The organism is Caulobacter sp. GW821-FHT10A06, from assembly GCF_059415805.1.
This window is the reverse complement of record NZ_JBWKNY010000001.1, coordinates 685,305-697,625: the sequence shown is the minus strand read 5'-3', so window position 1 is coordinate 697,625 and position 12,321 is coordinate 685,305. Positions and strand designations below refer to the sequence as shown.

The 12,321-nt window shown below is 67.0% G+C and carries 10 protein-coding genes; 7 read left to right on the top strand and 3 right to left on the bottom strand.

Annotated elements, in window-relative coordinates; translation table 11 throughout:
- Nucleotides 1-42 precede the first annotated feature (42 nt).
- Nucleotides 43-2,145, top strand: coding sequence for a DNA topoisomerase IV subunit B (gene parE, locus AC07NF_RS03020; protein WP_494631707.1), 2,103 nt, complete (start codon nt 43-45; stop codon nt 2,143-2,145).
- Nucleotides 2,146-2,880: 735 nt separating this feature from the next.
- Here parE and AC07NF_RS03015 read toward each other — a convergent pair.
- Complete coding sequence (locus AC07NF_RS03015; protein ID WP_494631133.1) at nt 2,881-3,621, bottom strand: EcsC family protein; 741 nt, start codon at nt 3,619-3,621, stop codon at nt 2,881-2,883.
- A 123-nt stretch (nt 3,622-3,744) separates the two neighbouring features.
- Between AC07NF_RS03015 and AC07NF_RS03010 the strand changes: the two genes are divergently transcribed.
- The 4 genes from AC07NF_RS03010 to AC07NF_RS02995 all read left to right on the top strand — a co-directional run bounded on the left by AC07NF_RS03010 (nt 3,745) and on the right by AC07NF_RS02995 (nt 8,246).
- The gene (locus AC07NF_RS03010; protein WP_494631135.1) at nt 3,745-4,575 is read left to right on the top strand and encodes a response regulator; all 831 of its coding nucleotides are present in this window, start codon (nt 3,745-3,747) and stop codon (nt 4,573-4,575) included.
- Between the two features lie 174 nt (nt 4,576-4,749).
- The gene (hdaA, locus tag AC07NF_RS03005; RefSeq protein WP_494631708.1) at nt 4,750-5,439 is read left to right on the top strand and encodes a DnaA regulatory inactivator HdaA; all 690 of its coding nucleotides are present in this window, start codon (nt 4,750-4,752) and stop codon (nt 5,437-5,439) included.
- Nucleotides 5,440-5,637: 198 nt separating this feature from the next.
- The gene (locus tag AC07NF_RS03000; protein WP_492810978.1) at nt 5,638-7,863 is read left to right on the top strand and encodes an RNA degradosome polyphosphate kinase; all 2,226 of its coding nucleotides are present in this window, start codon (nt 5,638-5,640) and stop codon (nt 7,861-7,863) included.
- Entirely contained in the window at nt 7,860-8,246 is a 387-nt protein-coding gene (locus AC07NF_RS02995; protein ID WP_494631136.1) for a hypothetical protein, read from the top strand. Before AC07NF_RS03000 ends, AC07NF_RS02995 begins: the two co-directional genes overlap by 4 nt.
- On the opposite strand, the gene AC07NF_RS02990 is transcribed toward AC07NF_RS02995, so the two are convergent.
- The gene (locus tag AC07NF_RS02990) at nt 8,243-9,199 is read right to left on the bottom strand and encodes a phosphotransferase (protein ID WP_494631137.1); all 957 of its coding nucleotides are present in this window, start codon (nt 9,197-9,199) and stop codon (nt 8,243-8,245) included. The two genes, AC07NF_RS02995 and AC07NF_RS02990, sit on opposite strands and share 4 nt — an antisense overlap.
- Nucleotides 9,200-9,369: 170 nt before the next feature.
- Between AC07NF_RS02990 and AC07NF_RS02985 the strand changes: the two genes are divergently transcribed.
- Together AC07NF_RS02985 and AC07NF_RS02980 are read left to right on the top strand one after the other, a co-directional pair.
- The gene (locus AC07NF_RS02985) at nt 9,370-10,872 is read left to right on the top strand and encodes a Ppx/GppA phosphatase family protein (protein WP_494631139.1); all 1,503 of its coding nucleotides are present in this window, start codon (nt 9,370-9,372) and stop codon (nt 10,870-10,872) included.
- Nucleotides 10,873-11,026: 154 nt separating this feature from the next.
- On the top strand, nt 11,027-11,299 hold the full coding sequence (locus tag AC07NF_RS02980) for a hypothetical protein (RefSeq protein WP_494631141.1): 273 nt from the start codon (nt 11,027-11,029) through the stop codon (nt 11,297-11,299).
- Nucleotides 11,300-11,336: 37 nt separating this feature from the next.
- Here the strand turns inward: AC07NF_RS02980 and AC07NF_RS02975 are convergent, their stop codons facing one another.
- Nucleotides 11,337-12,284: a hypothetical protein gene (locus tag AC07NF_RS02975; RefSeq protein ID WP_494631143.1), complete on the bottom strand. Its 948-nt coding sequence runs from the start codon at nt 12,282-12,284 to the stop codon at nt 11,337-11,339.
- Between the last annotated feature and the right edge of the window lie 37 nt (nt 12,285-12,321).

Genomic DNA, 12,321 nt, shown 5'->3' with positions numbered 1-12,321 from the left:
GCCCATACGAGGCCCCCGCGTTCGAATCGCTTAAGACTCCTCCTGATGTCCTCCGACAAGACCCCCTCGCTATTCGACGACGACGCCCTGGCGCCCGTCCCCGCCGCGCCGTTCCAGGCCAGCGTGGAGCCGCACGTCGAGCCGACGCCGCGTCCGATGCCGCCGCCGCCCCCGTCGTCCAAGCCGGCGCCGCCCGCCAAGACCTCGGCGCCCGGCGAATACTCCGCCGCCGACATCGAGGTGCTGGAAGGGCTGGAGCCCGTCCGCAAGCGCCCCGGCATGTACATCGGCGGCACCGACGAGCGGGCGCTGCACCACCTGTTCGCCGAAGTGCTCGACAACTCGATGGACGAGGCCGTGGCCGGCTTCGCCAAGACCATCGAGGTCAAGCTGGACGCCGACGGCTATCTGTCGGTCAAGGACGACGGCCGCGGCATGCCCGTGGACCCGCACCCCAAGTACCCTGGCAAGTCGGCGCTGGAGGTCATCATGACCGTCCTGCACGCCGGCGGTAAGTTCACGGGCAAGGCCTATGAGACCTCCGGCGGCCTGCACGGCGTCGGCGCGTCTGTCGTCAACGCCCTGTCCGAGCGCGTCGAGGTCACCGTCTGGCGCGACGGCTTCGAGCACCTGCAGGTGTTCTCGCGCGGCAAGCCGCTGGGTCCGATCCAGCAGATCCAACCGTCGAAGAAGAAGGGCACCATGGTGCGCTTCAAGCCCGACGACGAGATCTTTGGCGAAGGCACGAATTTCAAGCCCGCCCGCCTGTACCGGATGGCCCGCTCCAAGGCCTATCTGTTCCGGGGCGTGCAGATCAAATGGTCCTGCGATCCCTCCCGTATCCATGACCAGACCCCGCCCGAGGCGGTCTTCCACTTCCCCAACGGCCTGGCCGACTTCCTGGCCGAGCGGACCAAGGGCCTGACGACGATCACGCCCGAGAGCTTCTCGGGCCGCATCGAGCGCCAGGGCGAGGCCGGCGCCGTCGAGTGGGCCGTCAGCTGGACGCCCCAGGGCTTTGGCGAGCACGACGGCTTCATGCAGTCGTACTGCAACACGGTCCCGACCCCCGAAGGCGGCACCCACGAGAGCGGCTTCCGCGCCGCCCTGACCAGAGGTCTGAAGGCGTACGCCGACCTCAAGGGCGAGAAGCGCGGCGCGATCATCACCGCCGACGACGTCGTCGCCCAGGCCGGCGCCCTGATCTCGGTGTTCATCAAGAACCCCGAATTCCAGGGCCAGACCAAGGAAAAGCTGTCCACGACCGAGGCCCAGCGCTTCGTCGAGGCGGCCCTGCGCGACCCGTTCGACCTGTGGCTGACCTCCAGCCCCAAGAACGCCCAGGCCCTGCTGGAATTCGTCATCGAGCGGGCCGAAGAACGCCTCAAGCGCCGCAAGGACAAAGAGGTCACCCGCGCCTCGGCGACCCGCAAGCTGCGCCTCCCCGGCAAGCTGGCCGACTGCGCCGGCAGCGCGGTCGACGGCGCCGAACTGTTCATCGTCGAAGGCGACTCGGCCGGTGGTTCCGCCAAACAGGCTCGTGATCGCAAGAACCAGGCGATCCTGCCCCTGCGCGGCAAGATCCTGAACGTGGCCAGCGCCAGCGGCGAGAAGTTCACCGCCAACAAGGAACTGTCGGACCTGATGCTGGCCCTGGGGGCCCAGGGCGGGAACAAGTATCGCGAGGAAGACCTCCGCTACGACCGCATCATCATCATGACCGACGCCGACGTCGACGGCGCCCACATCGCCAGCCTGCTGATCACCTTCTTCTACCGCACCATGCCGGACGTGATCCGTCAGGGTCACCTGTACCTGGCCCTGCCGCCGCTCTACCGCATCGCCCACGGCGGCAAGAGCGAATACGCCCGCGACGACGCCCACAAGGACGAGCTCTTGGCCACGGTGTTCAAGGGCAAGAAGCCCGAGATCGGCCGCTTCAAGGGCCTGGGCGAGATGATGGCCTCCCAGCTGAAGGAGACCACCATGGACCCCAAGAAACGCACCCTGGCCCGCGTGACCCTGCCGCGCTCGGAAGAGGCGGTGGAAAGCCTGGTCGAGACCCTGATGGGCCGGAAACCCGAACTGCGGTTCCGGTTTATTCAGGAGAATGCGGAGTTCGCGGCGGCGGATCTGGATCTCTGATTTCCCCCTTCCCCCTTGATGGGGAAAGGTTCGGGGATGGGGGTGATCTGCTGAGCCGGCGGCCGTGTGCGGCATCCAACGCCGTAGCCACCCCCACCCCTGCCCCTCCCCCATCGAGGGGGAGGGAACGTGTTTCATCGCCCTCGCGCCGAGAAGCTGCGAGTTGGTGAAAGGGACGCGGAGCGCCGGACAGCGTCCGGAGTGTTTGAATAGAATACCGTTTCGACGAAGCCCAACGCTCCGCGCGGCCGTTATCCGGTGAGCCCTCGACGCGCGGGGTCTTAACCCGCTTCCGAAAGAGGCCCCCGACGGGCGGGCCAGGGCGACGACCCTGGTCCCGGAATACGCGGGCGATTTCAGCCCACGCCTGCCGCGTTCATCGACCCGACATCCCACGTCGTTTCTGTGTTCCAGGGCCGACCGCCGCCAGAGGGATGCAGTTGCGGAGTCGCCCCCGCGCCGACGAGCGCTTCCCGCTCGACCACCCCTGACAGCCGTCACGATCGCCGGCCGGACGTCCCTTCCAAGCCGTCAGGTGAGATGAGGATACGGCAGGTTTTGACTCCGGGGACGGAGAGCAGTGAACGCTCGTCCAGTCCCCGACAGCGTCACGCTCAAAACACCGTGTCATCCCGGGCGGCGAAGCCGACCCGGGACCCAGGGGCCACGGGCGTTGCGCCGTCCCCTGGGTCCCGGCTCTCCGCTGCGCTGCGGCCGGGATGACACGATTTGAGGCTATGGGAGAGGGTGTCCAATCCCCGTGCCCGTCGATGCGTTCGCCCCCTGCTCGGCCCGCATCCGGTACGCCATCACCGCCGTATGCCCCAGCCGCTCCACCAGCCGCCAGTTGACGATCGCCCCCAGCGGCGCGCCGACCACGGGGATGAACTGGGCTAGTTTCGCCAGGTCGATGTGGTCGCGGTACTGCTGCTGGAAGGCCCGCCAGTCGAAGTCGTCCAGGTGCTGGGGATGCGCCCGCGCCTCCCAGTCCTCCAGCGCCGCGAACACCCCGGCCCGGTGCTGGGCGTCCGAAAACGCCAACTCGAAGACGTGCAGGATGAACAGCCGCTCGGGCAGCTGCGTCCCGTCATGGCCGAAGATCGCGGCGATCTCGAACAGCAGCTTGATCTTGAAGCTCATCAGCAGCGGGAAGTCGGCCGCCGCCAGCAGGAAACCCCCGGCCCCGGTGACCCCGCCCTCGGCCGCCGCCGCCTTCTTCCACCCGTCGATCGCCTTGGCCGCCCTGGCCCGCCGCTCGTCCAGGGTCAGGCCGATCATCGGCGAGCCGGTCGTGAAGTCCGACCCGACCAACAAGGCCCGCGTCATCCCCTCGATGCCGGCGGTGATGGCCGCGTGGACCTTCTCCGGGATCAGCCGGTTGATCCGCTGCTGCGTGGCGCGGGCGATGCCGTTCAGCGGGCCGGGCGGGCGGAGGAGGTCTGAGCGCCAGGTGAGGAGGTCGGGGGAGAGGGGCATACACCTGAGGTAACTCTTCTGCCGTTGCGGGAGAAGGTGGCCGTCTGACCAACGCTACGACGACAGATGCTCCAATCGCAAAATAGTCGTGCTCGGTTTGGCACGTTGTGGCACGTCAGTCGTATGGATGATCACAATCAAGGTCGGCCAGCCCGCGCGCTCGTCATCGAGGACGAGCCAGTAATTGCGGCTGATATCCAATATCTTTTGATGCAAGCGGGATATCCGGTCGTGGCGACCGCAGCGACACGGGCAGAGGCGATCTCCGCGTTCGAGCGCCATCAGCCAGATTTCGTGATAGCCGACATTCAGTTGGCGGACGGCTCCTCAGGAATCGATGCTGTTGATGCGATAGAGCAGATCAAAAATGTACCGGTCATCTTTCTGACAGCATTTCCGGAGCGGCTTTTGAGGTCTGGTCGTCCAGAAACTACCTACTTGATCGTTAAGCCCTTTCAGCCTGAAGCATTAATTGCAGCTGTCGACAAAATACTTCGACAGAAAGACCCAGCACTCGCAACCTCTGATCAAGCACGTCAAATCAGTGCTGCTGTGTCTGCAGCTTTATCAGCTCTGGCAAAGGTCGAACCTGCTGAGGCCAAACAAGTCCCCACCGAGGCTAATCTAGGCCACAACCGCCCTCCTGCCGACGGGGCGTTATCCGAGGAAGACTATCGCGCCGTCAGCGAAACCCTCCAAAGCCTCCTGCACAACAATGCACGGGGAACCTTAGACTCTGGCCAAGCTCAAGCGGCAAAAAAAGTCCTCATCGATGCTAGTGAGAAAATTTCCACTTGGGTCGCAGCAAGGTTTGCCCAAATCGAAGAGGGCTTCTTCACGCAGCTAGGAGCATCACTTGCTGACTGGAAATTGCTCGCCGCAGCATGGTTGGTCGTCAGCGGAAAATTAGACGCCATAGTTGCCGCCCTCGCCGCGCTGCATCGTGCTCAATAACGGGAACACTGGCGTCCGCGAAGAACGCAGGTGGTTTCTCCTCTCACCACGATAGTTTCTAATCCACACCCCCTTCCCTTCCATCCCCACTATCCCCAGCCCCGCCGCCTCGCTCTGCCCGGCGGGTCGCCCTATATGCCTAGCGACACGTTCACCACGCCGGGCGCCCGAGGCTTGTCCACCCAGTTCAGACTGCCGCTGACCGCCGCCCCGACCTGGGGACGGGACGACTTCGCCGTGTCGGCGGTGAACAGCGACGCCCTGGCGCGGCTGGACGCCTGGCCGGCCTGGCCCGAGGGGCGGCTGGCGCTGATCGGGCCGGCGGGCAGCGGCAAGACGCATCTGGCGCGAGCCTGGGCCGCGCAGGCGCAGGCGGTGATCATCGACGCGACCGGACCGGCGGAGGCCGCGCCCGACCTGGCCGCCCTGCGCGGCAAGGCGGTGCTGGTCGAGGACGCCGACCGTCGGGGCGAGGCGCTGTCCGACGAAGCGCTCTTCCACATCCTCAACATGGCCGGGGTCGACGGCGGGACCGTGCTACTGACCGGCCGCGTCGCGCCGCTGGCCTGGGAGACCTCGGTGGCGGACCTGCGCTCGCGGCTGAACGCCCTGTCGGTCGCCGCGATCGAGGAGCCCGACGACGTGGTGCTGGAGGCGGTGCTGCGGCGGGCCTTCGCGCAGCGGCTGCTCAAACCCGATCCGGACCTCTATCCCTACCTGGTCTCGCGCCTGCCCCGCTCGGCGGCCGAGGCGATCGCGGCGGCGGACCTCCTGGACGAGGCGGCGGCGGATCGGAAGCGGGAGCTGAACAAGGCGCTGGCGCGGGAAGTGCTGGGGGATTTCGAGGGGGAGGAACTCGAGTAACCCCCTTCCCCCTTGATGGGGGAAGGGTTGGGGATGGGGGTGAGCTGCTGAACCGGCAGGCGCTGGCGTGGCTGAACCGCTGCACCACCCCCAACCCTGCCCTTCCCCCATCAAGGGGGAAGGGTTCTGTGGCTTGTCGTCGTCCCGTCACTTGCCTCGTTCACGATGCCGGAACACACTTGGCCCCAAAGTGACATCATGACCGAGATCGCCGCCCTGACCGCGCCTGCCATCGTTCCGCCAACTGAAGGTTCCGCCCCGCTGGTGCTCGACGCCGACCTGCTGGCCTCGCCCGAGCGGTTCTTCAATCGTGAGCTGTCGTGGCTGGCCTTCAACCAGCGGGTTCTGGAGGAGAGCGCCAATCCGCGCCATCCGCTGCTGGAGCGGCTGCGGTTTCTGTCGATCAGCGCCAACAACCTCGACGAATTCTACATGGTCCGCGTGGCCGGCCTCAAAGGTCAGGTGCGCGAGGGCGTGCGGGTGGTCAGCCTGGACGGCCTGACGCCCGGCGAGCAGCTGAGCCACATCAACGCCTCGGCCTTCGAGCTGATGACCGAGCAGCAGAAGATCTGGCGCCAGGTCCGCACCCAGCTGTGGGACGAGGGCCTCAAGCTCCTGGACGCCAAGGACATCGAGGGCGAGGATCGCAAGCTGGCCGAGGACATCTTCCTCAACCAGATCTTCCCCGTGATGACGCCGCTGGCCATCGACCCGGCCCACCCGTTCCCGTTCATCCCGAACCTGGGCTTCTGCCTGGCCTTGAAGCTGCGCCGGATCTCGGACGACAAGCATCTGTACGCCCTGGCCCCGATCCCGTCGCAGGTGCGGCGGTTCTGGGAGCTGAGCTCGGTCGTCACGCGCGGCAAGAAGCGCCAGCGCAAGATCGTGGCGCTGGAAAGCTTCATCATCCTGTTCCTGGACCACCTGTTCCCCGGCTACGAGGTCGAGGGCCGGGGTCTGTTCCGCCTGATCCGCGACAGCGACCTGGAGATCGAGGAAGAGGCCGAAGACCTGGTGCGCGAGTTCGAGGCGCGGCTGAAGAAGCGCCGCCTGGGCCGCGTGGTGCGGGTCAAGATCCAGACCACCATGCCGCCGGACCTGCGCGAGTTCATCATCGAGGGCCTGCGCGCCGAGCCGGAAGACGTGGTGCTGGTCGACGGCAAGCTGGGCCTGGCCCAGATGTCGGAGCTGATCCCGCCGGACCGTCCGGACCTGAAGTTCCCGCCCTTCAACGCCCGCTTCCCCGAGCGCATCCGCGACCACGGCGGCGACTGCTTCGCGGCGATCCGCGAGAAGGACATCCTGGTTCACCACCCGTTCGAGAGCTTCGACGTGGTGGTGCAGTTCATCCGTCAGGCCGCGCGCGATCCCAACGTGCTGGCGATCAAGCAGACCCTGTACCGCACCTCCAAGGACAGCCCGATCGTGGCGGCCCTGATCGAGGCGGCCGACAACGGCAAGAACGTCACCGCCCTGGTCGAGATCAAGGCCCGCTTCGACGAGGAGAATAACCTCAAGTGGGCGCGCGACCTGGAGCGGGCCGGCGTGCACGTGGTGTTCGGCTTCGTCGACTGGAAGACGCACGCCAAGCTGTCGGTGGTGGTGCGCCGCGAGGCCGACCAGACCTTGCGCACCTACTGCCACTTCGGCACCGGCAACTATCACCCGCAGACGGCGCGGGTTTACACCGACCTCAGCCTCTTCACCTGCGACCCGGCCCTGGGGCGCGATGGCGGCAAGCTGTTCAACTTCATCACCGGCTACGCCCAGCCCGGGCGGCTGGAGAAGCTGTCGTTCTCGCCGCATACGCTGAAACCCGACCTCTTGAAGATGATCGAGACCGAGGCCGACGCGGCGCGCGCCGGCAAGCCGGCCGCGATCTGGGCCAAGATGAACTCGGTCGTGGACCCGCAGATCATCGACGCCCTGTACGCCGCCAGCCAGGCCGGCGTGCAGATCGACCTGGTGGTGCGCGGCATCTGCTGCCTCCGTCCGGGCATCGCGGGCCTGTCGGAGAACATCCGGGTCAAGTCGATCGTCGGTCGTTTCCTGGAGCACGCGCGGATCATCGCCTTCGCCAATGGCGGGACGATGCCCTCGGCGCAGACGCGGCTGTTCATCAGCTCGGCCGACTGGATGCCGCGCAACCTGGACCGCCGCGTCGAGAGCCTGGTGCCGATCGAGAACCCGACCGTGCACCAGCAGGTGCTGGACCAGATCATGGTCGCCAACCTCAATGACGAGGCCCAGAGCTGGAAGCTGGACAGCGAGGGCGACTATCACCGCGACCCAGCCTGGAACAGCAAGACCGCCTTCTCGGCCCACGACTACTTCATGACCAACCCCAGCCTGTCGGGCCGTGGCCACAAGACCACCGACCTGCCGCGGGCCTTCGACCACGTGGGACCCAAGCGTAAGCGGTGAGGCGTCTTGGGCTGCTCCTGCCGCTGGCGCTGCTGACGGCCTGCGGGCCGACGGGCCAGCGGCGGACGGACCTCTGCGCCATCCAGGCCCTGCCCGCCCGCCCGGGCGTCGACCGCTTCGGCGTCCCACCGGGCGTCGAGCGCAAGGCGCAGGCCGAAGGCGCGGTTTACGGGCCGGGCATCGCCGGCGGCTACCACATCCGCTGGTGGGGCCTGTGCGGCAAGCAGGCCGACACCACGGACATGATCCTGGTCGGTCCCGAGCCCTGGGCCCTGACCAAGGGCGGGACACGCGCCCACGGCCGCCAGGTCACCTACGGCACCTGCTATCACCGCAACGACGGCGACGGCTGGCGCACGGTGGCCTGCCGGATCAATCCCTAGACCGCGATCGCCACAGCCGCCCGGAACGCCTCCGAGCCGATGTTCGCCGTCGCCGTCCGCAACCGCGCCAGGCCGTAGGCTCGCCGGCCCTGCGGCGTGTCCAGCAGCGGCTCGCCCAGGCTGAGGCCCTGGTGGATCGCATCGAGCTCCGGCCCGTCCAGGCTCTTCGCCCTCGCCTGCCCGGCCAGGAAGATCGCCGCGTGGAAGACGTGGCTGACCTGCCGGAACAGCCACAGCCTGGCCTGCTCGGCTTCGGTGGCTTCGCGGTTGAAATAGGTCCGCAGCAGTAAGGCCTCAGCTTGCGGATCGGCGGCATAGGTGTTGGCGATGGCGGCCAGGTCCACGTAGCGATCAGCCCGGAACGCCGCCTCCCAGTCGATCAGCCAGACCCGGCGGCCGTCATGGATCAGGTTGCGCGGGTTGAGGTCGTTGTGGCTGGAGACCAACTGCGGCGTCAGCGCCTTGCACGCCGCATAGAGCCGCCGCCAGGGCGCGAACGCCCCCTCCGGAACCGCCTTCGCCGCCCGCCCGACCAGCGCGTCCAGCCCGTCCAGATAATCGACCAGCGGCGGAAACCCCTCGATCCCGTGCAGCACCCGCATCGCCTGGGCCAGCTCGACCACCAGGTCCGCGCGGCTCCCGAGGTGATCTACCGCCTGGATGTGATCCAGGATCGCCACCCCGTCGTCCGGATCGGCGTACCGCACGCGCGGCGCCAGGCACGCCTCGGCGGCCAGCTTCATGCAGGCATAGGACCAATGCGGATCGCGCAGGCCGTCGCGCTCGGCCGCCTCGACCTTCAGCAGATAGGCGATGCCGCCCACCCGGATGCGCCAGACGCCCGCACCCGACAGCCCACCGGACAACGGCGTCCAGCCGTCCAGCACCTGCGTCCCGAACGCCGCGCGCAGGGCCTTGGCGACAGCAGGCAGGTCAGCGGGTGAAGGCGACATCGGCGGAACCTCTCGAAAGCGGCCGCTTTATTCACCCGGATGAAAATAGAGTCAATATAACCCGGATAATATTTTGACCCGTTTTCCGACAAGCCTTTCGACGCGTTCTTCCCCATGCAATTTCGAACGGACCCGCTTCCCCTGACCCGCGAATAGGCTAAACCGGACCCATGCCATTCCAGGCGCCGCGCGACGCGGCCGTGATCGATATCGGTTCCAACTCGGTCCGCCTGGTGGTGTACCGGCTGGAAGGCCGCGCCATCTGGACCGTCTTCAACGAGAAGGTCCTGGCCGGCCTGGGCCGCGACCTGGCCAAGACCGGCCGCCTGGCGCCCGATGGCGTCATCCAGACCCTGCAGGCCCTGAAACGCTTCCGCGCCGTGCTGGAGGCGGTCAATCCGGCCGAGACCTTCGCTGTCGCCACCGCCGCCGCGCGCGACGCGCAGGACGGCCCCGACTTCATCGCCCGCGTGAAGGCCGAGACCGGCTTTTCCGTCCGCGTGCTGACCGGCGAGGAAGAGGCCCACTACGCCGCCGTCGGCGTGCTGGCCGGGGCGCCCGACGCCGAGGGTGTGGTCGGCGACTTAGGGGGCGCCAGCCTGGAGCTGATCCGCCTGAACGCCACCGGCGCTGGCCAGGGCGTGACCCTGCCGCTGGGACCGTTCAGCCTGGCCACGCCGCAGAACGGAGGCCAGGGCGGCTTCGACGCCGAGCGCGCCCGCCGCCTGGCCCGCGAGCGCATCTCGGCCGTCGCCGCCGACTTCAAGACCGACACCTTCCACGCCGTGGGCGGCGCTTGGCGCAACCTCGCTCTGCTGCACATGCGGCTGTCGGGCTATCCGCTGCACGTCGTGCACCAGTACGAGATCCCGGCCAACGAGGCGCTCGAGGCCGCCCGCCTGGTCGCCCATCAGTCCAAGAGCTCCCTCGAACGCATCGAGGGCATGAGCAAGAAGCGCTCGGAGACCCTGCCCTACGCCGCCGTGGTGCTGGAGACCCTGATCGAGCAGCTGTCGCTCAAGCGCATCGAGATCTCGGCCTTCGGCGTGCGCGAGGGCCTGCTGTTCGAGGCCATGCCGCCGCGCGTGCGCGGCCTGGACCCGCTGATCGAGGGCTGCACGGCCCTGGGCGCCCGCCAGGGCGTCGCCGACGACCTGGGCGTGGCGCTGGACGCCTGGATCACCCCGGCCTTCCGCACGCTGCCCCCGCTGTTTGGCGAGCGCGACGGGATCCTGGTCTCGGCCGCCTGCCGCCTGTCGGATGTCGGCGCGCGCCTGCACCCCGACCATCGCGCCGACCTGGTCTTCGAGCAGGTGCTGCGCGCCCCGATCGCCGGCCAGACCCACGCCGAGCGCTGCTTCCTGGCCGTGGCCGCCCACGCCCGCCACGCCACCAATTTCAACCCGCCGGAACTCCAGACCCTGGAGCGCCTGCTGGACCCCGCCCAGCTAAAGCGCGCCCGCGCCCTGGGCGCCACGATGCGCCTGGCCTGCGACCTCTCAGGCCGTAGTCCCAGCCTGCTGGTCCACTCGCGCCTGACCCTGGACAAGAACCATCTGATCCTGGCCGCCGAGCCCGGTTTCGCCGATCTGCTCCTGGGCGAACAGACCAGCAAGCGCGCCAATACTGCCGCGCAACATCTTAACCTGAAATCCAAGATTATTACCGGATAGTTTCAGGTATAGAGCGGGCGAAAATCATACTTAACCGAGCCTGAACCTCCCCAATACGGGGCGAATGACAAGTTGTCGCAGGGAAACGGGGTTATTCGAGCATGATTTGTTAGCTCTACCTCACGCATCGTGGCCTCAACAACAAAGGAGGTCAGTGATGTTGCAGCGTAAGTTCGACTATCTGGACGCTATCGCCCCGGCTCATGAAGCTGCCAAGCGCCCCGACCTGCGGATCGCCAACGATCACGACGCGGCCGTCGCCAGCGGCGCCCGCACCCTGCAATCCGAACTGGGCCGCGTCTTCGCCCAGGAAAATACCTGGTCGGTCCGCCGCACCGTCGCCATCGGCGTCGTCTTCCACCTGGGCGTCTTCTGCGCGCTGGGCCTGGCCGCTGGCGGCGCGCTGGCGCAGTTCGCGCATCACTAGCCTTCAGAGGCTCCCGCACCTAGGCGGGAGCCGGCGCCTATTTCGGCATCGCCTCCAGCGACCCGACGAGCTCGGTCAGAACCCGATCGAACATAACGATGTCGAAGTTCTGAGGGTCATCGTGTCCGTCGCGATATTTGGCGTCGATGACGGCGTGAAAGGCCGGCGTCAGCCAATGACCCCGTCGCGCGCTGGCCGCGACATACAGCAAGGCCAGCCGCCGATACTGGGCTTCGGTGAACCCCGGTGTCGGCGCGATCAGGTCGTTGGCCTTCTTGCCGGGCGCTGGAATGGCGGGCTTGCCGATCCGAGGCTGGATGTTCTCGACGCCCAGGAACAGCCCGCGCTTGCTGCTGGCGTTGTGGCAATAGTCGAACTTGAGATGCGAGATGTGTGTCTCGAACTTCGTCTCGACGATCGATTCACCGACACGATTGGTCCAGGCATGCGCGATCGGCTTAGCCGTTCCGACAGGCTTGTGGCCGCCGAACGTGCGGTTGATCCGCCAGGTCTCCTGATCCCGATCAACCGGAAACTGCCCGAGGACCGGACATGACGCCGAAACGCCTTCCGAGCAGTTGGGCGTGCTGGTGTCATGGATGATGAAGTACTCGACGCTCAGCGGCGTACTACCGTCCAGTCCAAGATCCTTCAGGGCGATGCCCTTCTGCGCCGCATAGGCCTCCAGGCCTTTGCGGCTGAACAACAACGAAGCGCCGGCGCGATCGGTCAAGCTGGCCGGCGCGGTCGGCTCGCCGATATTGGCGCCCTGCTTGACCTGCCGCAGCAGGCACCGCGCCTGCTCGCTGGGTGATCCAGCGAACCGTTGCTTGACGACATCGAAGCCGCAAAGGCCGGTGCGCGCCTCGGCGATGGGGACGCCATCATTCAGACGGCACCTGGGTGAACTGGAATCCTGAGCCTGCGCTCCGCCCGCCACGACCATGGTCACGGCAAAAACGCTTGAGATGAACGCCGCTCTCATATCGCCCCCCCAGCAAAGATTCAGCGGGTCGAGACAG